21 protein-coding genes are annotated in these 26,936 nt (G+C 75.0%); 11 read left to right on the top strand and 10 right to left on the bottom strand.

The window, feature by feature from the left end; all coding sequences use genetic code 11:
- Window positions 1–21: 21 nt before the first annotated feature.
- The 3 genes from AC07FY_RS17830 to AC07FY_RS17820 are packed head-to-tail and all read right to left on the bottom strand — an operon-like array spanning window position 22 to window position 2,284.
- On the bottom strand, window positions 22–888 hold the full coding sequence (locus tag AC07FY_RS17830; protein WP_479007174.1) for a 5-oxoprolinase subunit C family protein: 867 nt from the start codon (window positions 886–888) through the stop codon (window positions 22–24).
- Window positions 885–1,502 (bottom strand): 5-oxoprolinase subunit B family protein, encoded by a 618-nt coding sequence (locus AC07FY_RS17825; RefSeq protein ID WP_479007171.1) that lies wholly within the window; start codon window positions 1,500–1,502, stop codon window positions 885–887. Before AC07FY_RS17825 ends, AC07FY_RS17830 begins: the two co-directional genes overlap by 4 nt.
- Window positions 1,499–2,284 carry a LamB/YcsF family protein gene (locus AC07FY_RS17820; protein WP_479007609.1) on the bottom strand — a complete coding sequence of 262 codons (786 nt, stop codon included), beginning with the start codon at window positions 2,282–2,284 and terminating at the stop codon, window positions 1,499–1,501. The genes AC07FY_RS17825 and AC07FY_RS17820 overlap by 4 nt, the downstream gene beginning before the upstream one ends.
- A 98-nt stretch (window positions 2,285–2,382) precedes the next feature.
- On the opposite strand from AC07FY_RS17820, the gene AC07FY_RS17815 reads away from it, so the two are divergent.
- The 4 genes from AC07FY_RS17815 to AC07FY_RS17800 are packed head-to-tail and all read left to right on the top strand — an operon-like array spanning window position 2,383 to window position 9,709.
- Entirely contained in the window at window positions 2,383–3,888 is a 1,506-nt protein-coding gene (locus AC07FY_RS17815) for a hypothetical protein (protein ID WP_479007169.1), read from the top strand.
- Window positions 3,885–4,070 (top strand): hypothetical protein, encoded by a 186-nt coding sequence (locus AC07FY_RS17810; protein WP_479007166.1) that lies wholly within the window; start codon window positions 3,885–3,887, stop codon window positions 4,068–4,070. The genes AC07FY_RS17815 and AC07FY_RS17810 overlap by 4 nt, the downstream gene beginning before the upstream one ends.
- Window positions 4,067–4,969 carry a hypothetical protein gene (locus tag AC07FY_RS17805; RefSeq protein ID WP_479007163.1) on the top strand — a complete coding sequence of 301 codons (903 nt, stop codon included), beginning with the start codon at window positions 4,067–4,069 and terminating at the stop codon, window positions 4,967–4,969. Before AC07FY_RS17810 ends, AC07FY_RS17805 begins: the two co-directional genes overlap by 4 nt.
- Window positions 4,970–5,023: 54 nt before the next feature.
- On the top strand, window positions 5,024–9,709 hold the full coding sequence (locus AC07FY_RS17800; protein WP_479007160.1) for a hypothetical protein: 4,686 nt from the start codon (window positions 5,024–5,026) through the stop codon (window positions 9,707–9,709).
- A 70-nt stretch (window positions 9,710–9,779) separates the two neighbouring features.
- Here the strand turns inward: AC07FY_RS17800 and AC07FY_RS17795 are convergent, their stop codons facing one another.
- Window positions 9,780–10,229 carry a hypothetical protein gene (locus tag AC07FY_RS17795; protein WP_479007157.1) on the bottom strand — a complete coding sequence of 150 codons (450 nt, stop codon included), beginning with the start codon at window positions 10,227–10,229 and terminating at the stop codon, window positions 9,780–9,782.
- 412 nt (window positions 10,230–10,641) lie between these two features.
- On the opposite strand from AC07FY_RS17795, the gene AC07FY_RS17790 reads away from it, so the two are divergent.
- The 4 genes from AC07FY_RS17790 to AC07FY_RS17775 are packed head-to-tail and all read left to right on the top strand — an operon-like array spanning window position 10,642 to window position 14,941.
- Window positions 10,642–13,449: a sensor histidine kinase gene (locus tag AC07FY_RS17790; RefSeq protein WP_479007154.1), complete on the top strand. Its 2,808-nt coding sequence runs from the start codon at window positions 10,642–10,644 to the stop codon at window positions 13,447–13,449.
- Entirely contained in the window at window positions 13,446–13,883 is a 438-nt protein-coding gene (locus AC07FY_RS17785; protein WP_479007151.1) for a roadblock/LC7 domain-containing protein, read from the top strand. Before AC07FY_RS17790 ends, AC07FY_RS17785 begins: the two co-directional genes overlap by 4 nt.
- A 10-nt stretch (window positions 13,884–13,893) precedes the next feature.
- Entirely contained in the window at window positions 13,894–14,334 is a 441-nt protein-coding gene (locus AC07FY_RS17780) for a DUF742 domain-containing protein (protein WP_479007148.1), read from the top strand.
- Window positions 14,315–14,941, top strand: a complete 627-nt coding sequence (locus AC07FY_RS17775; protein WP_479007146.1) for a GTP-binding protein — start codon at window positions 14,315–14,317, stop codon at window positions 14,939–14,941. The genes AC07FY_RS17780 and AC07FY_RS17775 overlap by 20 nt, the downstream gene beginning before the upstream one ends.
- 262 nt (window positions 14,942–15,203) lie before the next feature.
- On the opposite strand, the gene AC07FY_RS17770 is transcribed toward AC07FY_RS17775, so the two are convergent.
- The 3 genes from AC07FY_RS17770 to AC07FY_RS17760 form a co-directional block, all read right to left on the bottom strand.
- Entirely contained in the window at window positions 15,204–16,436 is a 1,233-nt protein-coding gene (locus AC07FY_RS17770) for a lipid-transfer protein (protein WP_479007144.1), read from the bottom strand.
- On the bottom strand, window positions 16,433–16,894 hold the full coding sequence (locus AC07FY_RS17765; protein WP_479007141.1) for a Zn-ribbon domain-containing OB-fold protein: 462 nt from the start codon (window positions 16,892–16,894) through the stop codon (window positions 16,433–16,435). Before AC07FY_RS17765 ends, AC07FY_RS17770 begins: the two co-directional genes overlap by 4 nt.
- A gap of 61 nt (window positions 16,895–16,955) precedes the next feature.
- Complete coding sequence (locus AC07FY_RS17760; protein WP_479007139.1) at window positions 16,956–17,294, bottom strand: Mpo1-like protein; 339 nt, start codon at window positions 17,292–17,294, stop codon at window positions 16,956–16,958.
- Between the two features lie 105 nt (window positions 17,295–17,399).
- On the opposite strand from AC07FY_RS17760, the gene AC07FY_RS17755 reads away from it, so the two are divergent.
- Window positions 17,400–17,909: an NUDIX domain-containing protein gene (locus tag AC07FY_RS17755; RefSeq protein WP_479007137.1), complete on the top strand. Its 510-nt coding sequence runs from the start codon at window positions 17,400–17,402 to the stop codon at window positions 17,907–17,909.
- A 359-nt stretch (window positions 17,910–18,268) separates the two neighbouring features.
- Here the strand turns inward: AC07FY_RS17755 and AC07FY_RS17750 are convergent, their stop codons facing one another.
- On the bottom strand, window positions 18,269–20,776 hold the full coding sequence (locus AC07FY_RS17750) for a glycoside hydrolase family 31 protein (protein ID WP_479007134.1): 2,508 nt from the start codon (window positions 20,774–20,776) through the stop codon (window positions 18,269–18,271).
- 357 nt (window positions 20,777–21,133) lie between these two features.
- On the opposite strand from AC07FY_RS17750, the gene AC07FY_RS17745 reads away from it, so the two are divergent.
- Window positions 21,134–23,110, top strand: coding sequence for an acetoacetate--CoA ligase (locus AC07FY_RS17745; protein WP_479007131.1), 1,977 nt, complete (start codon window positions 21,134–21,136; stop codon window positions 23,108–23,110).
- 64 nt (window positions 23,111–23,174) lie between these two features.
- A complete protein-coding gene (locus AC07FY_RS17740) occupies window positions 23,175–24,164 on the top strand; it encodes a hypothetical protein (RefSeq protein ID WP_479007128.1) in 990 nt (329 codons plus the stop codon).
- 57 nt (window positions 24,165–24,221) lie between these two features.
- On the opposite strand, the gene ptsP is transcribed toward AC07FY_RS17740, so the two are convergent.
- Both ptsP and AC07FY_RS17730 read right to left on the bottom strand, forming a co-directional pair.
- Window positions 24,222–25,892, bottom strand: a complete 1,671-nt coding sequence (ptsP, locus tag AC07FY_RS17735) for a phosphoenolpyruvate--protein phosphotransferase (RefSeq protein ID WP_479007125.1) — start codon at window positions 25,890–25,892, stop codon at window positions 24,222–24,224.
- Between the two features lie 74 nt (window positions 25,893–25,966).
- On the bottom strand, window positions 25,967–26,416 hold the full coding sequence (locus AC07FY_RS17730) for a PTS sugar transporter subunit IIA (protein ID WP_479007122.1): 450 nt from the start codon (window positions 26,414–26,416) through the stop codon (window positions 25,967–25,969).
- Window positions 26,417–26,936: the final 520 nt, after the last annotated feature.

Raw genomic sequence — 26,936 nt, 5'->3', positions numbered from 1 at the left:
CCGCAGCCACCGCAAGAGGTGTCACCGGGCCGCGACGAACCGCACCGGGACGCCGGGCCGGGCCTGCGCCGCAGCGTCCAGGGCCGGGCCCGGGGGGACCACACCCACCACCGGGTAGCCGCCTGTCACCGGGTGGTCGGCCAGGAACACCACCGGCAGGCCGTCGGGCGGCACCTGGACGGCGCCCAGGACCATGCCCTCGCTCGGCAGCTCACCCGCCCGGGAGCGGACCAGCGGCGCCCCGGACTCGGTGCGCAGGCCGATCCGGTTGGACCGGGGCGACACCCGGAACACCGAGCGCCACAGCCCCGAAAGCGAGGCCGCGGTGAACCAGTCGGCCCGCGGCCCCGGCCGGAGCGGGAGCAGCAGTTCGGCCGGCGGCCCGGGCAGGGGGCAGAGGTCCACCGCCGGCACCGGACCCGGGCCGGGCGGGCCCACCGGCAGCAGGCTCCCGGCCGACAGGACCGCCGGCCCCAGGCCCGACAGCAGGTCCGTCGAGCGACTGCCCAGCACCGGCGGGACGTCCAGCCCTCCCCGCACGGCGACGTAGCCGCGCAGCCCCGACTCCGCCCGGCCCACCTCCAGCTCCGCCCCGGCCGGCAGCCCGACCGCGGTTCCCCAGGCCACCGGGCGGCCGTCCACCCGTACCGGGCAAGGCGCGCCCGTGACCGCCACGGTGACCGGAGCCAGGGCGCGCAAGGCCACCCCGTCCAGGGTCGTCTCCAGCGCCGCCGCGTCCGGGGCGTTGCCGAGCAGCCGGTTGGCCAGCGCGTACGCCGCGGTGTCCAGGGCGCCCGAGCGGGGGACGCCCAGGTGCGCGTGGCCCGGGCGGCCCCGGTCCTGCACGGTGGTCAGCGCGCCCGGGCGCACCACCAGCAGTCCCGTCATCGGCCCGCCTCCGTGAACCGGACCCGCACCCCGGGCGCGAACAGGGCCGCCGGATCCCGTTGCGGGTCCCAGAGCACCGCGTCGGTGGATCCGATCAGCTGCCAGCCGCCGGGGGAGGAGCGCGGGTACACCCCCGCGTACTCCCCGGCGAGCGCCAGCGACCCGGCCGGCACGGCGGTCCGGGGCGTGGCCCTCCGGGGCAGGTGGTAGCGCTCGGGAAGCCCGGTCAGGTAACCGAAGCCGGGCGCGAACCCGCAGAAGGCCACCCGGAAGCCGATGCCCGCGACGATGCCGGCCACGGCCCCCGGCGCCACTCCCCACAGCCCGGCCACCTCCGCCAGGTCCGGCCCGTCGAAGCGCACCGGGACGGTGACCAGGGGGCCCTGCGAGGGAGCGAGCGCCGGCACCCGCCAGCGGGCGATCCGGGCGCCCAGGCCGGCCGGGTCCCGGACGCCGTCCAGCAGCACCGTCCGCGCGGCCGGCACCACCTCCTCCACGGCGCCCAGCTCGCCCGCCTCCCGGCGGCGCAGCAGTTCGGCGTGGAGCGCGGCCACCTCGGCGGCCGAGTCCGCTTCGACCAGCAGGGCGTGCCCGCCGACCACGAGGTTCCTCACGCGAACGCCTCCACCCGGACCCCGGCCGCGCCCAGTGCCGCGCGGACCCGCCGTGCGAGCTCCGCGGCCCCCGGGGTGTCCCCGTGCAGGCACAGCGAACGGGCGGCGACCCGGAGGGGGGAGCCGTCGGCCGCCGTGATCGTGCCCCCGGCCGCCATCCGCACGGCCCGCTCCACCACGGCGTCCGGATCGTGCACCACCGCCCCCGGCTCGCCGCGCGGCACCAGCGTCCCGGCGGGCGTGTAGGCGCGGTCGGCGAACGCCTCCGCGACGGGCGGCAGTCCGGCCGCGGCGGCCGCGTCGAGCAGCAGGGAGCCCGGCAGGCCCAGTACGGGCAGCGGACTCCCGGCCGTCAGGACCCCCGCGACCACCGCCGCGGCCTGGTCGGCGTCGTGCACCGTGCGGTTGTACAGCGCGCCGTGCGGTTTCACGTAGGACACCCGGGAGCCGGCCGCCCGAGCGAACACCTCCAGGGCCCCGATCTGGTAGGCCACCTCGTCCGCCAGCTCGCCGGCCGGCACGTCCATGGCGCGCCGCCCGAAACCCGCCAGGTCGCGGTAGGAGACCTGCGCGCCGATCCGTACGCCCCGTTCCGCCGCCAGCTCGCAGACCCGGCGCATGATGGACGGGTCCCCGGCGTGGAAACCGCAGGCGACGTTGGCGCTCGTGACGACCGCGAGCAGGGCGTCGTCGTCGGTGAGCGTCCAACGCCCGTAGCCCTCGCCGAGGTCCGCGTTCAGGTCGATCGCCGCCCCGGCGGGCGGGAGCGCGGGTGTGATCATGGCAGCCATGCGGTGAGCGTAGAACAGCCGCGCCGCGGACGATCCGGCCGAACCATGCCGTTTGGGATGTTGTCGGGGTCAGCGCCTAGTCTTTGCCCGTGACTCTCCCCGCCCCGGCGAAGACCCTTCCGTCCCCGGCGCCGGGCCCGGCCGCCGACGAGGGCCTGGCCCGGCGGCTGCGCGCGCTCGCCTGCACCGCCCCGCTGCACGACCTCGACGTACGCAAGGCCAATCTGGCCGGCGAGTACGGGGTCTATGCGATGGCGGAGGTCGCGCTGGCCGCGATCGACCTGGTCACGCTGAACATGGACTTCGACACGGGCGCCGACCACGAGCAGATAGTGGCGAGGCTGCTCCCGCGCGTCGCCGCCCAGGCCCCCTCCCGCGCCGCGGCCGAGCACGAGCGCGTGGCCCGCTGGGTGCTGGAGAACCTGATCAACGTCGGCAGTGTGGACCGCGGTTTCCGCGCGATCTACGGCACCTTCGGGCCGGACGGCGTCTACGTCCGGCGCGACTACGACTTCAAGCTGATCGAGGAGGTGCCGGGCTACGGGGGCGCGGTCTACCTGCGCACGACCGACGAGGCCGTCAACGTGCTGGTCGGCGCCCTCGACACGGACGTGACCAGCGCGCAGATCGCCGCCGAGGTCAAGCTGGAGGTGCTGATCAGCCGGGGCCGACTGGCGGACGCCCAGCTCGCGGCGGAGCAGGCCCGCTACCGGACGGTGCAGTACGCGGAGACCCTGCGCCGCACTTTGGACGCCACACGCCGCAACGTACGGGCGGTGGACTGGCTGCGGTCCGTCCCCGACATGATCGAGGAGGCCCTCGACCACGTCGCCGACCGCTACCGCCACGAGAACGCGATCCTGACCAACATCCGCCGGGCCCGCGACGAGGCGGAGGAGCCCGAGAGCAAGCGGCGGGCCGCCGAGCTCGTCGACATCGTCAAGGACTGCATCCGCCGCCACACCCAGCTCCAGTCCCGGCTGCTGGACGCCGGGCCGCTCTTCCGCGCCGAACAGGACCGCCAGGCGTTCGCGGCGCCCGCGCCGCGCTCCGGGATCGACCTGTACGGGCAGCTGGTGGCCCCGCTGCTGCCGCTCCCGCTGGAACGGGCGAGCCGGGTCACGGACGCGTTCTTCGCCGCCGGGGCGGGCCTGCGCACCCCGGTCTCGGTACGGGTCGGGGACCTGGTCGAGATACTGCTCACCCCGCCGGTGGAGCGGGAGCACCTCGGCGCGGAGATGCCCGAGCCGGACCTCATCGCGACCCCGGACGACAGCCGCTTCAGCGAGGAGCAGCTCGCCGCGGCCATGCGCCTCCTGGACCTGCCGCACGACGCCCCGCGCCGGCTGTCCGGGCTGCTGGCCGAGGCCCGCCGCAGCGACCCCGAACTGCCCTACCTCGTCGCCCTGCTGGCCGTGCACGCCGCGAGCCCGGCCGTCGGGACGGCCTACCGGCAGGGCGAGGAGCGCCTCCTCTTCGCGGTGGACGACGGCACGCAGCTCGAGGACCCGGAGTTCGGCGGCGCGGACCTGATCGTCGGCACGGCCCTCCTGGACGCGGCCGGGATGGCGGCCGACCGCTCGGAGGCGGCATGAGCGCCGCCTCCGCCCCGGCGGGAGCGGCCCCGGCCCCGAGCGGGCCCGCGGCCGCCGCCCGTACCCGTGGCGGACCGTCCACCGGGGAAGCGCCCCCGCGGCGAGCCGTCGCCGGGGCCGGCGCCCACACCGCCTCCACCCACCGCACCACCACCCGCACCGTCGAGGAGACGAACCCGTGAGCGACCACCACGCCGAGCACCCCGCGTGGAGCGAGCCCGACGCGCCGTCGGCTCCCGTCGCGCCCGCCCCCGGAGGGGCCCTCACCCCCGCCGACGCCGCCGACGCGGCCCGGCTCGTCGCGTTCGGACTGCAGCCCAAGCTGCTGCCCGCCCGCGACGCCGAGTACGCGGAGCTCCTGCGTCGCTACCGCGAGGACCCCGCCTTCGGCCGTCTGGCCGACGCCGTCGCCACCGGCCTCGGCCTCGTCGTCCTCGAGGTGTCCCCGCGGGCCGGCATGGCCGTGGCCGCTGGTGAGGACTCCGTCTTCGCCGTCCGGATGGGCGATTACGCCCGCCGCACCGCCGCCGACTCCGCCGACCGCTTCCTGCACGGCCTCGCCCACCTCGCCGTCGCGGCGCTCGCCTTCCCCCGCCCCGAGGACCTCGCCGACGACGGTTACATCGGCCGCGTCACCGTCAACGGCGTCGACGCGTTCGTCCGGCAGACCTGCCGCCGCCTGGAGGAGCGCGCCGAGGAGCTCGGCGAGAACACCGACCCCGCCTCCGACGCCCCCGGGCTGGAGGCCGCCTGGCGCGTCTACACCCGCCGCAGTGCGACCGGCGCCACCAAGGACGCCCGCCGCCTGGCCGGTTCCACCACCGGCATCGTCGGCAAGGCCGCCGCCTTCCTCACCGAATCCGGCTTCCTCCAGCGCACCGGGGACGACGCCGGAGGCACGTACCGCACCACCCCCCGCTACCAGCTCCAGGTCCGCGACATGGCGGGCAGCGCGGCCATGGCCGAACTCCTGGAACTGGGCGTGGTCCCCGTCAGTGACGGCTCCGCCACCCTCCTGCCGCCGCCCGAGGGCGACGACCTCGACCTCGCGGCCGACGCGGGCCTGCCGTTCCACGCCTGAGCCACCCGCCCCAGGTACCGAGACACCACCGAGAACCAACGAGAGTCCGCCGCCATGTACGAGCTGTCCCGGATCCGCCTCTACTCCATCGGGCCCGCCGGTGCGCGCTACGCCGACACCGTGCTGGACCTGCGCGGAGTCGGCGAGCCGGTGCCCCACCCGGCGCCCGCGCAGGCGGAGTTCTTCGAGGACGAGCCGACCGGCCCGCCGCGCCGTCCGGCGCCCGCCGGGGTGCTGTTCCTGGAGAACGGCGGCGGCAAGTCCGTCCTGCTCAAGCTGATCTTCTCGGTGATGCTCCCCGGCCACCGCAACACCCTCGGCGGCGCCAGCTCCGGCGTGCTGCGCAAGTTCCTGCTCGCCGACGACTGCGGCCACGTCGCCCTGGAGTGGCAGCACACCCAGACCGGCGAGTGCGTGGTCGTCGGCAAGGTCAGCGAATGGCGCGGCCGCCAGGTGTCCAACGACCCGCGCAAGTTCGCCGAGGCGTGGTACTCCTTCCGTCCCGGACCCGGTCTGAGCCTGGACAGCCTGCCCGTCGCGGAGGCCACCGCCGTGCGCCCGCCCGTCGAAGGCGTCTCCGGCGCGCAGGGCCGCCGCCGCACGATGAAGGGCTTCCGCGACGCCCTCACCGAGGCCGGCAAGGCGTACCCGCACCTGGAGGTCTGCTTCGAGGAGATCCACGACCGGTGGAACGAGCACCTGACCGAGCTCGGCCTCGACCCCGAACTCTTCCGCTACCAGCGCGAGATGAACGCCGACGAGGGCGAGGCCGCAGGGCTCTTCGCGGTGAAGAAGGACTCCGACTTCACCGACCTGCTGCTGCGCGCGGTCACCGACACCCGTGACACCGACGGCCTCGCCGACCTGGTCCACGGATTCGGCAACAAACTCGGCCGCCGCGCCGAGCTGATGGCCGAACGGGACTTCACCGCCGGTTCGGTGGACCTCCTGGGCCGCATCGTCGAGGCCGCCGAGACCCGCTCCCGGCTGCGCGACGTCCACGCCGGCGCCGAACGCCGCACCCGCACCCTCGCCCGGCGGCTGTCCGCCCGCGCCTCCCATGAGCGCGGCCGCGCCGCCGACCTCGCCCAACGCGTCACCGGCGCGGCCCACGAGGTGACCGCGGCCGAGGCCGCCCGCGCCCGCAGCGCCGCCGTCTCCGCCGAACTCGCCTACCGGCACGCCTCGCTGGCCCTGACCGTCGCCGACAAGGCCGCCGCCGCCCAGCGCCGGGAACTCCTCGAAGCGCGCACGCTGCACTCCGCCTGGCAGGCCGCCGAGACCGTCCTGCGCCACCGCGCCGCCGCCGACCGCTCCGCCCGGGTCGCCGCCGCGATCCTGGAGGCCGAGCGCGACGCCGCGCCGGCGTTGGCCGCCCGCGCCACCGCCGCCGCCGATCTCGTACGGGCCCTGCACACCGCCGCCGAGCACGGCGAGCGGGCGGCCAACGAGGAGGAGGAGCGCTCCGCCGCCCTGCAGGCCGCAGGGGAGGCCGCGCACCGCGACGCCACCGCCGCCGCCACGGCCGCCCAGCGGGCCCGGAGCGAGGCGGAGCACCTGCGCTCGCGCCTGGGCGAGGTCCAGCAGGAGACCGCCGAGGCCGTCCGCGCCGGCTGGCTCGACGACTCCGCGCCCGACGCCGACCCGGCGCGCGCCGCCCTGGCCGCCGCCGACGCCGAGAAGACCGCGGTCGCCGCCTGGGACGAGGCCCGGGAGGCCGCGCGCGCCGCCGCCGAGGCCGCCCGGGAGGGCGCCGCCGCGGAATCGCGGGCCGAACTCACCGCGGCCCGCGCCGCGGACGCCGCGGCCGCGGCCGAGTCCGCCTACGACGCGGAGCACCGCGCCGCCGACTCCCTCGCCCGAGCTCCGCGGCTGGCCGCCCTCCTGGGCCTGCCGTCCGCCGCTTCCCCGCCGACCGCCGCTTCCCCGACCGTCCCGCAGCCCCGGGCGGCGGACCCCGGCACCGCGGGACAGGGCGCGGCGGGCCAGCGCGCCACGGGCGCCCCGGTCGACCCCTCGGGACGGCTCACCGCCGAGGACCTCGACCGCAACGCGGAGGACCTCCACCGGCTGCTGACCGACGGGGTCGCCGCCGCCGAACGGCAGTTGTTCGAGCTGCGCACCGCCGCCGCCGACGACGCCCGCATCCTGGCCGCGCTGGGCGACGGCGGCCTGCTGCCGCCCGGGCCGGACGTCCTCGCCACCGTCGAGTACCTGGGCGAACACGGCATCCCGGCCCTCCCCGGCTGGCGCTACCTCGCCCAGTCCGTGGACCCCGCCGACCACGCCGCCGTCCTCGCCGCCCGCCCCGAACTCGTCGACGGCGTCGTCATCACCGACCCCGACACCCACAGCCGTGCCCGCGACGTCCTCTCCGCCGCCGCCCTGCTGCCCCGCTCCACCGTCGCCGTCGGCACGGCCGCCGCCCTGCTGGCCCCGGTGCCGCCCGTGTCGGGCGATCCGGCGCTGTCGAGCGTCTTCATCGTCTCGCCGAACCCGGCCATGCACGACGAGCTCGCCGCCGACGAGGAGCGCCAGGCGCTGCGCGCCCGCGCCGCCACCCGCGACACCGAGATCCGCGACCTGGCCGCCCGCCTAGCCGAGGACCGCGAGCTCGCCGCCCGCCTCGCCTCCTGGCGCACCGGCTGCCCGCCCGGACGCCTGGCCGAACTCGCGCAGCAGGCCGCCGCCGCCCGGGCGTTCGCCGAGGAGACCGACGCCGAACTCGCGGAGGCCCGCACCGTACGGGCCGAGGCCGACGAGGCGGCCGCCGACGCGACCCGCGTGCGCGACGAGCGCCAGGACACCGCGCAGCGGGCACGCCGTGTCGCCGACGCGCTGGCGGGCCTCGCCTTCCGCCTGCGCGAACGTGCCGGCTGGCAGGCCCGGCTCCGCGAACTCGCCGACGAGGCCGCCGAGTCCGAGGCCCGCGCCGAAGCCTGCCTGGACCGGGCCCGCGCGGCCGACGAGGACCGGCGCGCCGCCCAGCGCGCCGCCGACGACGCCCGCCGCACCGCCCGCGCCCTGCGCGCCGAGCGCGCCGAGATCGCGGGCGCCCCCGATCCGCTCCCCGAGGACGATGGCGCGTCCAGGGCGCCGCTGCCCGACCTGCGCGAGGCCTACCGCGCCGCCTCCCAGCTGTACGAGAAGGTCGGCGTCGGCGCCGACCTGCGCGCCGAACAGGCCCGCGCCGAGAGCGACGAGAGCGCCGCCCTCGCCGAACTGGACCGCCTCACCAACAAGGTCCGCACCCGCGCCGCCCAGCTCCTGGAAAGCCCCGACGGCGCCGACGGCCCCTCACGGCAGGCGGCCGCCGCCCGCGCCGAGTCCCTGGTCCAGATGCTGGAGACCCGGGCCTCCACCGCGAGCGAGCAGCTCGGTCGGCTGCGCGGCGAGGCCGAACGCCACGCCCCCGCCGAAGGCGGGGCGCACACCGAACTGCCCGAGGAGCTGGTCCCCGGGGACGTGGAGCACGCACAGGCCCTGCTGCGGACGGCCACCGCCCAGCTCGCCGCCCACACCGCGGCCGTCGAGAGTGCCCGGGCCGCCCATGCCGACCTCCTGCGGGCCCACCGGACCGCCGAGGACGGCGCGGGCGGCTTTGAGGAGACCGCCGCCCAGCTGCGCGACCTCCTGCGCGACCACGCCCACGCCGAGGACGAGCAGGAGCCGGCGCCGCACGCGGGCACTCTGGAGGAGGCCCGCCAGTCGGCCACCGAGGCCCGTCGCGCCCTGCGCGGCTGCGCGGCCGACCTGTCGGCCGCCGAGGCGGCGGTGCGCGAGGCGAGCGACATCCTGGTGCGGCACGCCAACGCCACCCGCTACGAGCAGGTGCGCACCCCCGCACGCCAGCAGATCCGCGAACTGCCCGCCTCCGCCCTGCCCGAGCACGCGGCGGCCTGGGCGGCGGCCTTCGCCCCGCGGCTGCGGGTCCTGACCGACGAGCTGGCGCAGCTGGAGCGCAACCGCGACAGCATCGTCGACCGGCTGCGCGGCCTCGTGGAGTCGGCCCTGGCCACGCTCCGCTCGGCGCAGCGGCTGTCCCAGCTGCCGGAGGGCCTGGGGGAGTGGTCGGGGCAGGAGTTCCTGCGGATCCGCTTCGAGGAGCCGGACCAGGTCACACTCACCGAGCGGCTCGGCGAGGTCATCGACGAGGCCACGCGCGCGGCGGTGAAGAAGAACAGCGCCGCCTCCTTCGGCGAGGGGCGCCGCGACGGCATGTCGCTGCTGCTGCGGGGAGTCCAGGCGGCGCTGGAACCCAAGGGCATCTCCGTGGAGATCCTCAAGCCGGACGCGGTACTGCGTGCCGAGCGGGTGCCGGTCGGGCAGATGGGCGACGTGTTCTCCGGCGGGCAGCTGCTGACCGCCGCGATCGCCCTGTACTGCACGATGGCGGCGCTGCGCAGCAACGACCGCGGCCGCGACAAGCACCGCCACGCGGGCACGCTGTTCCTCGACAACCCCATCGGCCGTGCCAACGCCACCTACCTGCTGGAGCTGCAACGGGCGGTGTCCGACGCGCTCGGTGTCCAGCTGCTCTACACCACGGGCCTGTTCGACACCACGGCCCTCGCCGAGTTCCCGCTGGTCATCCGCCTGCGCAATGACGCGGATTTGCGGGCGGGCCTGAAGTACATCAGCGTCGAGGAGCACCTGCGCCCGGGCCTGCCGCAGCAGTCGCCGGAGCAGGAGACCATCCACGGCGAGATCACGGCGACCCGGATGTTCCGCCGGAGCTGAGGCGCGGCCCCCGAGGCCGCTGCGCAGCCCCCGCCGTCGGGTTACCCCCGGCGGCGGCGCAGCGGCTGCCTCAGTGGCGGCCGAAGGCCGCCAGGGGGCCGTCCTCGCGGGCCATCCGGACCGGGCCCGCCTTCCGCTGGGACCGGGCGGCCTCGGCGGCCCGCCGCTCCTCCCTGCGGCTGCGCGCCGTGCTGCTCGGCACCGACACGACCCCGTACCGCTGGTTCCACGTCTGCCGGGTGATCCACACGTCCAGCACGCCCCAGGTGGCGACGACGATGCCGGCGATCGCGCCCAGCACCATCGGGAAGGCCAGCCAGGAGCCGGCGAGCGTCAGGAAGAAGCTGACGCTCGCCTGTATGAGGGTCACGGACACGATCAGCACGGCCCGCACCGCCGACGCCCGCACCGGATCCGGCAGGCGGTGCCGCCGGGCCGGCTCCTCCACCCACAGCCCGCGCCGGCTGCCGCCCCCGCCGCCCTCGCCGTACCCGCTCCGGCCTTCCTCGTACCTGCTCATGGTCCGCTCACTCCCCACCGCACGCGGTCCGCGCTGCCTACCCCGGACGTCTACCCCGCCGTGCTCCCCTGAAGAGGAAGACGTACGGGACCGTCCGGAGATTCCCGCATCGCGGAACGGTCCACGCGCCCCCATGATCGCGGAACGAATAGTTCCAGCCATCCATCATGTAACGGGAACTGACGCCCCACCAAGTGTCATCTGACACATATCGGGCTGCTCCTGACCGGAATTGCCGGACAACTCGTGATCTACCTCCGGAGGACCGGCCGAAAACGTCCGGACACGCCTTCGAACCCGCTGCGCGGCAGTAGTAGGCTCACGCCGGTTTAAACGACGGACCACCGGCGGATCACCGACGGGACACCGACCCCCCGACACCGGGGACGAGCTGGGGGAGGCTGGGGAGGCCATGCGCTTTCGCGGAAAGTCCATCCGCCGGAAGATCGTCGCGCTGCTCCTCGTGCCGCTCGTCTCCCTGACCGCGCTGTGGTCCTTCGCGACGGTCATCACGGGCCGTCAGGCGATCCAACTCCTGGACGTGGCCTACGTCATCGACAAGGTCGGCTACCCGATCGAGGACGTCGTGCGCGTCATCCAGAAGGAACGCCGCCAGACCCTGGTCGTCATCGGTGACCCCCGCGCCTCCGCGGCCACCGCCGAACTCGCCAAGCGCCGCGCCGCCACCGACGAGATCGTCGAGCAGATCAGCGCCAACGCCCGCGACCCCGAGGTGATCGGGCAGCTGAGCCCCGACAACGCCCAGCGCCTGCGCTCCATCCTCGCCGCCGTCCACGGCATCGGCGCCCTGCGCCGCTCGGTGGACCAGAACACCCTCGACCCCAGCCAGGCACTGGACCTCTACAGCCGCCTGATCGACCCCTGCTACGCGTTCCTGACGAACCTCCACGCGCTGGAGGACGTCGAAATGGACAAGCAGGGCCGCGCCCTCGTCGGCATCACCCAGGCGCGCGAGACCCTCTCCCGCGAGGACGCGGTCATCGCCTCCGCCCTCGCCGCCCGCAACGTCGGCGCCGCCGACATCCGGCACGTCTCCGACTTCGCCGCCAACCGCCGCCTGCTGTACGAATTCAACCTGGCGATCCTCCCGGCCGCCGACCGCCAGCGCTTCGAGCAGTACTGGGACGGCCCCGACAGCAAGGCGCTGCGCGACGCGGAGGAACGGTTCCTCGCCGGTGGCCCCGGCAAGAACCCCCGCGTCACCGCCGCCCAGTGGGACGAGGCCGCGGGCAAGGTCCTCGACGAACTCGCCGTCATGGGCACCGCCGCCGGCGACCGCTACCAGAAGCGCGTCGAGCCCGTCGCCATGGAGGTGCTGGTCCAGGCCGCCGCCGCCGGCGTCCTCGGCTTCATCGCCCTGGTCGTCTCGCTGATCCTCTCCGTGCGCATCGGCCGCGACCTGATCCGCGACCTCTCCCGGCTCCGCAAGGAGGCCCACGAGGTCTCCGGCGTCCGCCTCCCGAGCGTGATGCGCCGCCTCGCCGCGGGCGAGCACGTGGACGTCGAGACGGAGGCGCCACGCCTGGAGTACGAGAAGGACGAGGTCGGCCAGGTCGGACTCGCCCTGAACACCCTCCAGCGCGCCGCCGTCGAGGCCGCCGTGAAGCAGGCCGAGCTGCGCCGCGGCGTCTCCGAGGTCTTCGTCAACCTGGCCCGCCGCAACCAGGTGCTCCTGCACCGCCAGCTGACCCTCCTCGACACCATGGAGCGCCGCACCGAGGACACCGAGGAGCTCGCCGACCTCTTCCGCCTCGACCACATGACCACCCGCATGCGCCGCCACGCCGAGGGCCTGGTGATCCTCTCCGGCGCCGCCCCCTCCCGCCAGTGGCGCAGGCCCGTCCAGCTGATGGACGTCGTACGGGCCGCCGTCGCCGAGGTCGAGGACTACGAGCGCATCGAGGTACGCCGGCTGCCGCGGCTGGGCATCGCGGGTCCCGCCGTCGCCGACATCACCCATCTCGTCGCCGAACTCCTGGAGAACGCCACCGTCTTCTCCCCGCCGCACACCGCCGTCCAGGTGCACGGCGAGCGCGTCGCCAACGGCTTCACCCTGGAGATCCACGACCGCGGTCTCGGCATGAACCCCGAAGCGCTGCTCGACGCGAACCTGCGCCTCGCCGAGACCCCCGAGTTCGAACTCTCCGACACCGACCGCCTGGGCCTGTTCGTCGTCAGCCGCCTCGCGCGGCGCCACAGCGTCAAGGTCGTCCTGCAGCCCAGCCCGTACGGGGGCACCACCGCCGTGGTCTTCATCCCGTCGGCCCTGCTCACCGAGGCCCCCGAGACCAACGGCACCGGCATCCGGCTGGACGACGGCCCGGCGGTCAAGGCGGTCGGCCGCACCGGCTCCATCCCCTCCGCGCGGTCCGCGACCGCCGTGGAGCGGTCGGCCCCGGCCCGCCCCGGCCGTGCGATGCCGGTCGCCGAACCGCGCGGCCCGGTCGAGCTGGAGGCGCCGATCGACGTCCTCGGCCTGGACGCGGTGGACGGCCTCGACCGGGACCCGGCCGTCCTGGACGGGGTCGCCCCCCGTCCCGTCATGGCCACGCTCGACGACGAGACCCCGCCGGGCGGCACCCCGCGCAGCGCCCTGCTGGGCGGCCTGCGCCCGGCGGACAAGCCGCCCGCCGAGCGCCACCGCGGCCGGGATCGCGACCGGGGCCGTGACCGCGCCACCGGCCCCGTCCGGCTCGACGCCCAGCGGGTGGAGGCCCCCCGCCCCGACGGGCCCCGCGCCGCGGGAGCCGTCCCGCTGCCGCGCCGCCGTCCCGCCCCGACTTTGGTCGCGGAGCACGGCCGCCGCGTGGAGCCCCGCCCGGTGTCCGCGGTCCCGCAGTCCGGCCCCGCGCGCGGCTCCTCGCCCGCCGCGGCGCCCGCACCCGCGTCCGGACCGGCACCGGCGCCGGCACCCGTGTCCGGTTCCGGGAACGCGCCGGCCGGCGGCGCGTCGCTGCCCCGACGGGTCCGCCAGGCAAACCTGGCACCCCAGCTCAAGAACGTCCCGGCCGCGGCCTCCGACGACAGCACCGCCCCCCTGCGGGACCGCGACGCGGAGGACGTCCGCGCGCGCATGTCCGCCCTCCAGCGGGGCTGGACGGCGGGCCGCGACCAGCACGCCCAAGCGCAGTCCGAGACCGGGGCAGGCACCCCCGCCGCCACCGGTCCCGCGAACGAGAACGAAGGGGACGGTCGATGACCGCACCGCAGACCGGCAACGACACCAGGGGCCGCGGCTCCGGCCCGCTCAACTGGCTCCTCGACGAGCTCGTCGAGAAGGTCGGCTCCATCCGCAAGGCGGTGGTCCTCTCGGGCGACGGCCTGCCCACCGGCAGCTCCCAGGACCTGACCCGCGAGGACAGCGAGCACCTCGCGGCGGTCGCCTCCGGATTCCACAGCCTGGCCAAGGGAGTCGGCCGGCACTTCGACTCCGGACGGGTCCGCCAGACCGTCGTCGAGCTCGACGAGGCGTTCCTCTTCGTGATGGCGGCAGGCGACGGCAGCTGCCTCGCCGTGCTCGCCGACTCCGAATCCGACGTCGGCCAGGTCGCGTACGAGATGACCCTGATGGTCAAGCGGGTGGGCGACCACCTGGCCACCGCCCCGCGCACCGGGCTGCCAGCCGGAGGGTGAGACGTACGGCATGAGCGATCCAGGCCAGGACCTCCCCGTCCCCACGCCGGCCGGGGAGCCCGACCAGACCTCCGACCACGCGCACTGGTTCGACGACGACGCCGGTCCGGTGGTGCGCCCGTACGCCATGACCCGCGGGCGGACCAGCCACGCGGGCCAGCACCGCCTAGACCTGATCGCGCTCGTGGTCGCCGAGCCGGCCGCGGACGATCCGGTCTGGGACCTGACCCTGTCGCCGGAGCACGCCCACATCCTGGGCATGTGCCGCGAACGCCCGCAGTCGGTCGCCGAACTCGCGGCGGAACTCGACCTCGCGGTCGGGGTCGTGCGGGTCCTGATCGGGGACCTGGCCGACGACCGACTGGTCCACGTGACCCGGCCGGTACCGCCGGCCGAACTGCCCGACGAATCCATTCTGCGTGAGGTGATCGATGGCCTTCGGGCGCTCTAGCCGCACCGGTGCCATGCATGCCGTGTCGCCGGTCGAGCCGCTGACCTTGAAGATCCTGGTCGCGGGCGGCTTCGGGGTGGGCAAGACCACCCTGGTCAGTGCGGTCAGCGAGATCAGGCCGCTGCGGACCGAGGAACTGCTCTCGGAGCCGGGCGTCGGCATCGACGACACCGGGGGAGTGGAGGGGAAGAGCACCACGACCGTGGCCATGGACTTCGGGCGCATCACGCTGCGCGAGGACCTGGTGCTGTACCTCTTCGGGACGCCCGGGCAGGACCGGTTCTGGTTCCTCTGGGACGAGCTCGCCCAGGGGTCGCTCGGCGCGGTGGTCCTCGCCGACACCCGCCGCCTCGGCGACTGCTTCGCCGCCGTCGACTACTTCGAGCGCCGGGAGATCCCGTTCGTCGTCGCGGTCAACTGCTTCGACGGCGCGGACCGGCACCCCGTCGCGACCGTACGGGACGCACTCGACCTCGATCCCGGGGTGCCGGTGCTGCTCTGCGACGCGCGGGACCGGGAGTCCGCGAAGGACGTGCTGGTCGGGGTCGTGGAACACGCGATGTCGGTGGCCCGGGCGAGGCGGCGCAGCCTGACGGCCGGGGCGTGACGGGCGGGCTGTGACGGCCGGGTCCGACGGCCGGAGTCCGACGGGGAGGCGGCCCGTACCCCCGCCGACTGGGGTACGGGCCGCAGCTCTCATGGGGGGTTCCGGGGCCCCGGGCGTCGCGGGACCGTGGAGCGAGTGTGAACCCGCCGCCGGGGGCCGTCAAGCGTTCCGACAACACCCGCCGGCCGAGGCCCCTCAGCGCACCGCGCCCCCCGCCGGCCGAGGGCCTTCACCGCACCGCGCCCCCGCCGGCCGCGCGTCCTCAGCGCACCGCGACCACGGCCGATCCGTGGCCGAACAACCCCTGGTTCGCGGTGATCCCGGCCCGCGCCCCCGGCACCTGCCGCTCCCCGGCCGTGCCGCGCAGCTGCCAGGTCAGCTCGCACACCTGGGCGATGGCCTGCGCCGGCACCGCCTCGCCGAACGAGGCCAGGCCGCCACTGGGGTTGACGGGGATCTGCCCGCCGAGCGCCGTCGCCCCCTCCCGTACGAGCTTCGCCCCCTCGCCCTGCGCGCAGAGCCCGATGTCCTCGTACCACTCCAGCTCCAGGGCGGTGGACAGGTCGTACACCTCGGCCAGCGAGAGGTCGTCCGGACCGAGCCCCGCCTCCTCGTACGCCGCGCGCGCGATCGAGGCGCGGAAGGAGCCGGCCTCGGGCCGGGGCCGGACGGCGACCGCCGGGCCGGTCGCGACCGCCGTGTCCTCGGCGACCACCGCGTCCGTGGCGATGTCGGGCAGGTCCAGCACCCTCCGCGGATAAGTGGGCGTCACCGTCGACACGGCCCGGATCCGCACCGGGTCGCCGATCCCGCGCGAGCGGGCGAAGTCCATGCTGGTGAGCACCAGCGCCGCGCCGCCGTCGGAGGTGGCGCAGATGTCGAGCAGCCGCAGAGGGTCGGCGACGACCGCCGAGGCGGCCACCTCCTGCGCGGAGACGGCCTTGCGGTAGCGGGCGTGGGGGTTGAGCGCCCCGGCGGCCGAGTTCTTCACCTTCACCTGGGCGAAGTCCTCCGGGGTGTCCCCGTACACGGCCATCCGGCGGCGCGCGTACAGGCCGAAGTAGGCCGGATTCGTGGCGCCCAGCACGCGGAAGCGCAGCCAGTCCGGATCGTCGGGCCGGTCGCCTCCCACCGGGGCGAAGAACCCCTTGGGCGCGGCGTCCGCGCCCACCACGAGCACCACGTCGGCCAGCCCGGCCAGGATCTGCGCCCTGGCCGCCCCGATCGCCTGGGCGCCGGACGCGCAGGCCGCGTACACGCTGGTCACCCGGGCTCCCTGCCAGCCGAGGGCCCGGGCGAAGGTCGCGCCGGCCACGTAGCCGGGGTATCCGGACCGCACGGTGTCGGCGCCGACGATCGACCCCACGTCCGTCCAGTCCAGCCCGGCGTCCGCCAGTGCCGCCCGGGCGGCGGCCCGCCCGTACTCCACGAAGCTGCGGCCCCACTTGCCCCAGGGGTGCATCCCGGCTCCGAGGACGGCGATGTCGGCGCTCACGCGGTGCCTCCCACCGGCTTGAACCGCCAGGTGGTCCAGGCGGTCCCGCTCTCCGGGTCTTCGTTGAGCACCCCGCCGACCACCTCGACCTCCATGCCGACCGCGAGGTCCCCGACCCCCACGCCCGGCACCGCCTGCCCGAGCACGACCATCCCCTCGGCCTCCAGCTCCACCGCGACCAGGGTGTACGGCTCCCAGGGCACGGCCGGATCGGACACATAGGGCGCGGGCGGGCGGTAGCGGCCGTCGGTGTAGGACCAGATCCGGCCGCGGGGGGACAGCGGCACCTCGTGCAGCTCCCCGCCTCCCGGGCACCGCGGATCGCGGCAGTAGGCGTCCTCGCGCGGGAAGAACACCGCGGCGCAGGCCGAGCACCGGGTGCCGAGCAGCCGGAAGCCGCCGTCCGAGGCGGCTTCGGTGAACCACCCGCTGACGACGGGTGTGCGTGTGAGTGCCAAGACCCCTCCCCTGCAGAAACCTGACGATCCGTCAGGAGTGTGCCACGGGAGGGCGGCCGGGTCACCGGTTCTCGGCGAGCCACTTCCCGGCGATCCCGGCGAGCTCCGCGTCCCGCCCGGCCAGCATCATCCGGATCATCTGGGCGTCCCCGCGCAGGGACCACGCCGGATGGCCGAACGTGGCCGGGTTGTTCCCCTCGAGGAAGAAGTGCGCCGGCCACGCGGTCCCGTACCCGATCAGCGGCAGCGCGGCGAGGTACCGCTTGCGCCCGCGTGCCGCCCCGTAGGCGGTCACGGCCAGGCCGGTGAGCGTCCCGGCGAGATGCACCCAGCGGGTGGCGGCGCGGGAGTGCATGGCGACGTAGTACGGCCAGAACTCCTCGTACGAACGGAAAGTCATGCGGGCACGGTACTCAGGCCGGGCCGACGGCGACACCCGACGTGCACCGGCCGCGGATGCGCCCAACACCCGTTCAGTTTCGTTTCCTTCACATACCATCGCCGCATGCCGGCACAGCTGAGGGACTCCCACTGCTCCACCTGCGGAGCGCCCTACCCCCACCGGACCTGGCCCCGCGCCTGTGCCGCCTGCGGGGCGGTCGCCTACCGCAACCCGCTCCCGGTGGCCGTCGCGCTGCTCCCCGTCGAGGACGAGGCCGGCACGGGCCTCGTCGTCGTCACCCGCACCATCGAACCGGCCCTCGGCGGCATCGCCCTGCCCGGCGGCTTCATCGACTTCGGCGAGGACTGGCGGGACGCGGTCGTCCGCGAACTCCGCGAGGAGACCGGCATCACCGCCCCGGCCGCGGACGTCACCCTGGCCGACGCCCTGAGCTCCCCGGCCGGCCACCTGCTGCTCTTCGGCCTCCTCCCCGCCCGCCCCGCCGCCACCCTCCCGGCATCGGCCCCGACGAACGAGACCAGCGGCTGGCACATCCTGCGCACCCCGACGGAGCTGGCCTTCCCCCTCCACACCCAGGCCGCCGCCACCTGGTTCCGCACGCACGCCGCCTGACCCCCGAACCCGGTCCCGGTCCCGTCACGCACCCCTTGGGCCCGCTGGCGCAACGCGATGACCAGCGCCTCCGGCCGTCGGCTGCCGCTCCCGCCCCCGTACGCACCACCGGTTGCCGCTCCCGACCCTTGCCCCGTCAGCCCCGTCAGCCCCGTCAGCCCCGTCAGCCCCGTCAGCCCCGTCAGCCCCGTCAGCCCCGGCCACCGCCGACCGGGCACCCCCCTGGCCCCTGGTTCCGGCCGTCGCCACCCCGGTCCCCGGCCCGCCACGGCGCAGCCGGGCACGGGCAACCCCGAGGCCGGCGACCCCGCGCCCCGGCCGCCCCGCCCCGGTCAGCCCGCAGCCTCCCCCGCCCCCGGTCAGTCGCCTGCCGAGCCCAGGCCCCGTACCACCACCCCCCGCACCGCGTCGCCCGACTCGTCCGTCACCACCACCTCGTCCCCGGCCCACCGCGAGGTGTACCGCTCGAGCTCGCCCGCCTCGAAGCCCGGCCCCGGGTCACGGATCACCACCCCGCTGGCCGTACACCCCCGCGCCGGTGCCCAGACCTCCAGCTCGACCTCGGCGCCGGAGGCGCCCCGGACCGGAATCACCGATCCCGCCCGCGCCAGCACCGGAATCCGCCCCGGCGGAGCGCCCAGCAGGACCTGCGCCGGGCCCTCGTGCGCCGCGCCCGTCGCCGTGTCGTACCACCGGCCCCGCGGCAGCCGCACCGCCCGCCGGTCCGCCCCGCACTCCAGCACCGGCGCGACCAGCAGCGCGTCGCCCAGCAGGAACGCGTCCTCGCAGTCCCGCAGCCGCCGCTCCTCCGGCGTGCCCCACCACACCGGCCGTACGTACGGCGCCCCCGTCCGCCGCGCCAGGTACGCCAGCGTCACGAAGTACGGTCGCAGCCGCTCCCGTTCCGCCATCACCGCCCGCGCGTGCTCCTCCACCTCGGCACCGAACTCCCACGGCTCCCGCCGCCCCGCCCAGATCGCCGAGTGCGTGCGGAACAGCGGCAGGTAGGCCCCGAGCTGCAGCCACCGCAGGTACAGCTCGGGGGAGGGCGATCCGCCGAAGCCGCCGACGTCCGGCCCCGAGTACGGCACCCCGCACAGCCCCAGCCCCAGCACCAGCGCCAGCGACGCCCGCAGCCCCGCCCAGCTGGACTCCACGTTCCCCGACCAGGTGCCCCCGTACCGCTGCATCCCCGCCCACCCCGACCGGGAGAACAGGAACGGCCGCTCGGCCGGCCGCAGCCGGACCAGCCCCTCCCAGCCGGCCCGCGCCATCCCCAGCGCGTACACGTTGTGCGCGGCCCGGTGGTCCCCGCCCGCGCCGTCCATCGAGTGCCGCGCGGAGCGGGGCAGCGTCATGTCGCCGAACGGGGTGAAGGAGACCGGCTCGTTCATGTCGTGCCAGAAGCCGGCGAAGCCCTGCGCGAGCCGCTCCTCGTACAGCCCGCCCCACCACTCCCGCACCGCCGGATCCGTGAAGTCCGGGTAGGCGCACTCACCCGGCCACACCTCACCGCGCACCTCCGCGCCCGCCGCGTCCCGCACGAACGCCCCCCGCGGCCCCACAGCCCGCCCGGCCGCGTGCAGCGGGTCGCCCGTCTTCACCGCCGGGTCAACGATCGAAACCAGCCGTACGCCCTGTTCGCCCAACTCCCGGGCCAGCCCCGGCAGATCCGGGAACCGCCCGCGGTCCACCGTGAACACCCGGTGCCGCTGGTAGTGGTCGATGTCCAGGTGCACGGCCGACAGCGCGAACCCGCGCTCCGCATAGGCCCCCACCACCCGGCGCACCTCCTGGGCGCTGCCGAACCCCCACCGGGCGTGCTGGTACCCCAGAGCCCACTCCGGCGGCACCGCCGCCGCCCCCGTCAGCCCGGACCACCCCTGCAACACGCGCGCCGGAGGCCCCACCAGCACCCAGCACCGCAGAGGCCCGCCCTCCATGCGCATCTCGCACACCCCCGGGCGGTCCGCCCCCGAGCCCGCGCCCTCCTCGCCCTCCCGCAGCACCACCCGGCCGTCCCACGCGTTGTCGTGGAACACCAGGTGCGTCCCCGCGTCCGCCACCACCAGCTGGACCGGCATGGTCAGGTACAGCGGATCGTCGCCCGGCTTGAAGCCGCCCCTCGGGTCGGTGTTCCACAGCCGGTACTCCCCGTCCCGCAGCCGCGGGCCCGCCGCCCGCCCGCCGAGCCCGAAGAACCGGGCGTCCGCCGCCACCTCACTGCGCTGGAACCACCGCCCCGCGCAGCCCGCCCCCACCCCGCGGCCGATCCCACCCGCGTCCCCGGCCCCACCGTCCCCGGCCCCACCGTCGCCGGAACCGTCCCCGCTCCCGCTCCCGCTCCCCTCCCCGTCCGCGGACACCGACTCGGCACCGGCGGCCGTCCCATCCGCACCGGCGGCCACCGGCTCCCACCAGCGCGGCGGCAGTTCCCGCCGCAGCACCGTCCCGCCCGGTGTGCGCACCTCCACCGCCCCGTGCCGGGACACCGCCACGGTCACCCGCTCGGACACCACCCGCCAGCCGCCCCCGGTGTCCGGCTCCAGCACGGCGCGCGGGTCAGGCGCCGGTCCGGTGCCCACCACCGCGTACGAGGGCGTCGGCCCGGCCCCGTCCCACCCCCAGAACACCGCCCCGCCCACGGTGACCCGTACCAGCAGGTCCGAGCGGGCGAACCGCAGCACGCCCCCGCCCGGCAGCGGCTCCGTGCCGGTCAGCAGCCCCGGCACCCGCGCCCGCTCCACACCCCGGCGCGGAAGCCCCACCACGTCCGCGCGCCGGTGGCGCCACGCCGAGAGCCAGGCGCGCCGTCCGCGCTCCGTACCGATGTCCTTCACCGCACGCACCAGATCGCGACCGTCCATGGGGGTCACCTTGCCAGTGGCCCCCGACCGGGGGTGCCGGGTTCAACTGCCGTTCACCCGCGGGCTTCCGCCCCGCGCCTGACCGGAGCCGCTCCCGCACGCCCCCCGGCTGCGCCCTCGCGTCGCGCGGCAGCGCCGCCCCCTCGCGCCCCCGCCTGCGTCCCCGCGCCGCCCCGGCCGACCGCCGGCGACTGGTGCTCCGCCACATGCCACCGCCCCCGTGAGCGGTGATGACGACTCTGGTGCGGATGTCGATCACATGGCATGGTCCCTGTGAGCCGCCGCGCACCCACCCCCCGCGCGATGGCACCGTACGCACACGAAGCGCGAGCCGCAGACTTGACCGGGAGCCGACCCATGACCTCAGCCACGCAGCCGGAACCCCTCTGGGCCCCCGGCCCCGACCGGATCGCCGCGGCCCGGATCACCGCCTTCCAGGTCTGGGCGGCCGAGCGCTTCGGAGCCCCGGCCGACGGCGGCTACCCCGCCCTGCACAGCTGGTCCGTCGACGAGCTCGACACCTTCTGGCAGGCCGTCGCCGAGTGGTTCGACGTCCGCTTCACCACCCCTTACAGCGCCGTCCTCGCCGACCGCTCCATGCCCGGCGCGAGCTGGTTCACGGGAGCCACCCTCAACTACGCCGAGCACGCGCTGCGCGCCGCGGAGGACCCGGCCCGCGCCGACGACCCCGCCCTCCTGCACGTCGACGAGACCCACGAGCCCACCCCCGTCACCTGGGCCGCCCTCCGCCGCCAGGTCGGCTCCCTCGCCGCCGAGCTGCGCGCCCTCGGCGTACGCCCCGGCGACCGGGTCAGCGGTTACCTCCCCAACATCCCCGAGGCCGTCGTCGCCCTCCTCGCCACCGCCGCCGTCGGCGGGGTCTGGACCTCCTGCGCCCCCGATTTCGGCGCCCGCAGCGTTCTCGACCGCTTCCAGCAGGTCGAGCCGGTCGTCCTGTTCACCGTCGACGGCTACCGCTACGGCGGCAAGGAGCACGACCGCCGCGACACCGTCGCCGAGCTGCGCGCCGAGCTCCCCTCCCTGCGCGCCGTCGTCCACATCCCGCTCCTCGATACGCCGGCCCCCTCGGGCACGCTCGCCTGGTCGGACCTGACCTCCGCCGACACCGAGCCCGTCTTCGAGGCCGTCCCCTTCGACCACCCCCTGTGGGTCCTGTACTCCTCCGGTACGACCGGCCTGCCCAAGGCCATCGTCCAGTCCCAGGGCGGCATCCTCCTCGAGCACCTCAAGCAGCTCGGCCTGCACTGCGACCTCGGCCCCGAGGACCGGTTCTTCTGGTACACCTCCACCGGCTGGATGATGTGGAACTTCCTCGTCTCCGGCCTGCTCACCGGCACCACCGTCGTCCTGTACGACGGCAGCCCCGGCTACCCGGACACCGGCGCCCAGTGGCGGATCGCCGAGCGCACCCGGGCCACCCTCTACGGCACCTCGGCCGCGTACGTGATGGCCTGCCGCAAGGCCGAGGTCCACCCGTCGCGCGACTTCGACCTCTCTGCCGTGAAGTGCGTGGCCACCACCGGCTCCCCGCTCCCGCCCGACGGCTTCCGCTGGCTGCACGACGAGGTGGCCGAGGATCTCTGGATCGCCTCCGTCAGCGGCGGCACCGACGTGTGCAGCTGCTTCGCGGGCGCCGTCCCCACGCTGCCCGTCCACATCGGCGAGCTCCAGGCCGCCTGCCTCGGCACGGACCTCCAGGCGTGGGACCCGTCGGGCAAGGCCGTCACCGGCGAGGTCGGCGAGCTCGTCGTCACCAACCCCATGCCGTCCATGCCGGTCCGGTTCTGGAACGACCCCGACGGCAGCCGCTACCGCGAGAGCTACTTCGAGATGTTCCCCGGCGTCTGGCGCCACGGGGACTGGATCACGCTCACCGGCCACGGCTCGGTGGTCATCCACGGCCGCTCCGACTCCACCCTGAACCGCCAGGGCGTCCGGATGGGTTCCGCGGACATCTACGAGGCCGTCGAGCGCCTCCCGGAGATCAAGGAATCCCTGGTCATCGGCCTGGAGGAGCCGAACGGCGGCTACTGGATGCCGCTGTTCGTCCACCTCGCCCCCGGCGCCACCCTCGACGACGGCCTCCGCGACCGGATCACGGCGACGATCCGCGAGGAACTCTCCCCGCGGCACGTGCCCGACGAGGTCATCGAGGTACCGGGCATCCCGCACACCCTCACCGGCAAGCGCATCGAGGTCCCGGTCAAGCGGCTCCTGCAGGGCGCACCCCTGGCGAAGGCCGTGAACCCGGGCTCCGTGGACAACCTCGACCTCCTCCACTTCTACGAGGAGCTGGCCCGCACCCGCGGCTGAGGTCACTGTCAGTGGCGATGGTTACTCTGAGTGAGCAAGTGATCGCGCCGCTCAGGGGGAAGCCATGCCACCGAAGAAGACCACCGGAACCAGCAGGACGAACGCGGCCGGTGCCGCCGAGGCGGCCGAGACCGCCGAGGCGGCCACCGCCGGCCGGCCCACGCGGGCCGTCGGCACCGACCGGCGCCGCAAGCTGCGCCGCGAGGTCCCCAGTACCGTCGGCCTCCTGACCGACGCGGAGGACTTCGCGGCCATGCGCGGCTACCGCAGCTTCGTCTTCGACCACCACGACGAATACCCCGACTACCTCGACCAGGTGGAGGGCCTGCTCCGGTCCCTCGCGGGCCAGGGCATCCACACGACGGTCACGCTCTTCGACCCCGAGGAGTACGCCGATTTCTGCGAGGAGAACGGCCTCGACCCGGACTCCGCGGAAACGCGCACCCGGTTCACCGCGGACCTCGCGGGCAACGGCGTCGGCCTGCCCTATGCCGGCCAGCCCATCGAGGAACTCGTCCCCCAGCTCGTCGACGAGGCAGTCCGCCAGGCCACCTGGGAGTACGCGACGGTGCTCCTCGCCGAAGCCGGCACCTGCGCCGACTGCGGGGAGGACATCGGCCGCGCCTCCTTCGAGCGGGCCACCGCCGCGCTCCGCCGGCTGATGGCGGGAGCCGGCCCCGGGCGGCACCACCTGGTCTGCAGCGTTCCGACCGAGGAGCAGCAGCTCGTCGCCGTCCTGCACGCCGAGACCGGCGACGATCCCGAGGCGCCACCACGGGTCGAGGGGCGCGACGGCCTCGACTTCGTGACCGTCCTGGCCGCCGGCCTGGCCCTCGGCGGCTCCGGCGGGCTGGTCCTGCGCACCACCACGGCCGACCACCGGGACCGCGTCCACGGCTGGCGGCTGGACCGAGGCCGCCTCTCCGTGCTCTCGGCCGCGGCCGTGTTCAACGCCTACTGCACGGATGCGGACACCGGTGAACCCGTCCCCCCGGAACCGGGCGTCGAATACTGCCCGGGATACGAGGTGGACGGGCCGGGCCCGCACCGCTGACGAACGGCCGAGGGGCCCTCGCCATCAGCGAAGGCCCCTCGATCGCTCACACACCGACTACTCGCCGGACAGCACCGCCTGGGCGGCCACCCGGGCCTCCTCCGCGCTGTCGCACGCCCGCGCCGCCGCAGCGGCTCGCTCGCACTGGGCGAGGGTGTACTTGGCCAGGGTCGCCCGCACATAGGGAATGGAAGCGGCACCCATGGAGAGGGAGGTGACACCGAGACCCGTCAGCACGCACGCGAGCAGCGGGTCGGAAGCGGCCTCACCGCAGACGCCGCAACTCTTGCCCTCGGCCCTCGCTGCCTCCGCCGACATGGCGATCAGGTCGAGGAGCGCCGGCTGCCACGGGTCCTGGAGCCGCGACACCGCACCGACCTGCCGGTCGGCGGCGAAGGCGTACTGAGCCAGGTCATTGGTGCCCAGCGACAGGAACTCGACCTCCTGAAGGATCGAGCGCGCCCGCAGCGCGGCGGAGGGGATCTCCACCATCGCGCCGAACTTCGCCTGCAGCCCCGCCTCGCGGCACGCGTCCGCGAACGCCTTGGCGTCGGTGCGGTCGGCCACCATCGGGGCCATGACCTCGAGGTAGACCGGCAGCCCCTCGGCCGCCTTGGCCAGCGCGGTGAGCTGCGTGCGCAGCACGTCCGGGTGCTCCAGCAGCGAACGCAGACCACGGACGCCCAGCGCCGGGTTCGGCTCGTCGCCCGGAGTCAGGAAGTCCAGCGGCTTGTCGGCCCCGGCATCCAGCACCCGCACGACCACACGGCCCTGGGGGAACGCCGCGAGCACCTTGCGGTAGGACTCGACCTGCTTCTCCTCGGAGGGCGCCTTCTCGCTGTCGTCCAGGAACAGGAACTCGGTGCGGAACAGGCCCACGCCCTCCGCCCCGGCCTCCACGGCGGCCGGCACGTCCGCCGGCCCGCCCACGTTCGCCAGCAGCGGCACCTTGTGGCCGTCCGAGGTCGCGCCCGGACCGGACGACGCGGCCAGCGCGGCCTTCCGCTCGGCGGCCGCGGCCTCCAGCTCGGTCCGCTTGTCGTCGCTCGGCTCGACGAACAGGTCGCCCGTGCTGCCGTCGACGGCGATGACCGTGCCCTCGGCGATCTCACAGGCACCCGGCAGCGCCACGATCGCCGGCACGCCCAGTGCCCGCGCGAGGATCGCGCTGTGGCTGGTCGGGCCGCCTTCCTCGGTGACGAAACCGAGCACCAGCGCCGGGTCGAGCAGAGCCGTGTCAGCGGGGGCGAGGTCCCGCGCGATCAGTACGTACGGCTCGTCGCTGTCCGGCACGCCCGGCATCGGCACGCCCAGCAGGCGCGCCACGATGCGGTTCCGTACGTCGTCCAGGTCGGCCACCCGGCCCGCCATGTACTCGCCGGCCCCCGCGAGCAGGTCGCGGTAGGAGGCGAAGGCGTCGTAGATCCCGCGCTCGGCCGTGCTGCCGACGGCGATCCGCCGGTCGACGTCCGCCATCAGCTCGGGGTCCGTGGCGATCATCGCCTGGGCTTCGAGCACGTGCTGGGCCTCGCCGCCGGCCAGCTGCCCGCGCGCGATCAGGTCGGCGGACACCGCCTCCACGGCCTTGCGGGCGCGCCCCTGTTCGCGCTCCGCCTCAGCCGCGGTGATCTGCTTGGCCGGCGGCTCCAGGACTGCCGTACCCATGTGCCGGACCTCGCCGATCGCCACACCGTGGCTCACGCCGACGCCTCGCAGCGTTGTCTCCATTTCACCGTCTCCGATTGAGCGGCGGGCCCAGCCGCCGCGGTGGATGTCCGACTCACCTGTGAAGGCGGACAAGGTCACTTCCAGTTGAAGAGGACCTCTTCGGCCTTGACGTCCCCGGACTCGACGACGTCGGAGAGGGACTCCGCGGAGGCCTCCAGTGCCACGACGGGGCAGACCGGCGACTTGCCGGCTTCCTCGACGGCCTTCGGGTTCCAGCGGATGACGGCCTGGCCGCGGGTCACGGTGTCGCCCTTGTTGACGAGCAGCTCGAAGCCCTCGCCGTTGAGCTGAACGGTGTCGATCCCCAGGTGGGTGAGCACACCGTGGCCTTCGCCGTCGACGACGACGTACGCGTGCGGGTGCAGGGAGACGACCACACCGTCTACGGGGGACACCGCCTCCGAGGGCTCGCGCACGGGATCAATAGCGGTGCCCGGTCCCACCATCGCGCCGGAGAACACCGGGTCGGGCACTGCCGCGAGTCCGATGGCGCGCCCGGCAAGTGGGGACGTCACGCTGGTCATGGGGGCCTCCCAGGGGTGGAGCTGCTCAGTGTCGCCGTCACTACCTGTCGCGAACGGCATACTCGTCAGAAGGATATGTCACAACATGTTCGGGTTCGTCCGAAGTTGGTCCTGATCCGAACGGGCCCTTAGGCACGGAGACTAGTGGACTAGACCGGTGGACTAGACCATACGCCTGAATCGATTTGCTTGGGCACCGCCCGCCCTGTACTGTCGTGACTCCCGCCACGGCGCTTCGTGTGAACTTCTCGCGAACGCTGGATGGACGGGAATCTTCCACTTCCAGCACCGACCTCGAACTCGACTACTTCCCGCATGCCCTGGTGGCAAAACGGCGAGTGGTCAGAGGAACGGGAAAGCGCTGCTAAAGTCGGAATCGCCGGAAAGGGAAAGCGCAAAAGCGCGGGAACTGGAAAGCACCGAAAAAATCGGGCCCGAGAGAGTCTGATAGAGTCGGAAACGCAAGAACAGCAGGAAAGCAGAACGAAGCCCGGAGGAAAGCCCCAGCGGATGTCGCTGA

The organism is Streptomyces sp. NPDC045967 (assembly GCF_056430495.1).
The sequence above is the reverse complement of the archived record's forward strand: the minus strand, read 5'-3'. Positions and strand labels throughout refer to the sequence as shown.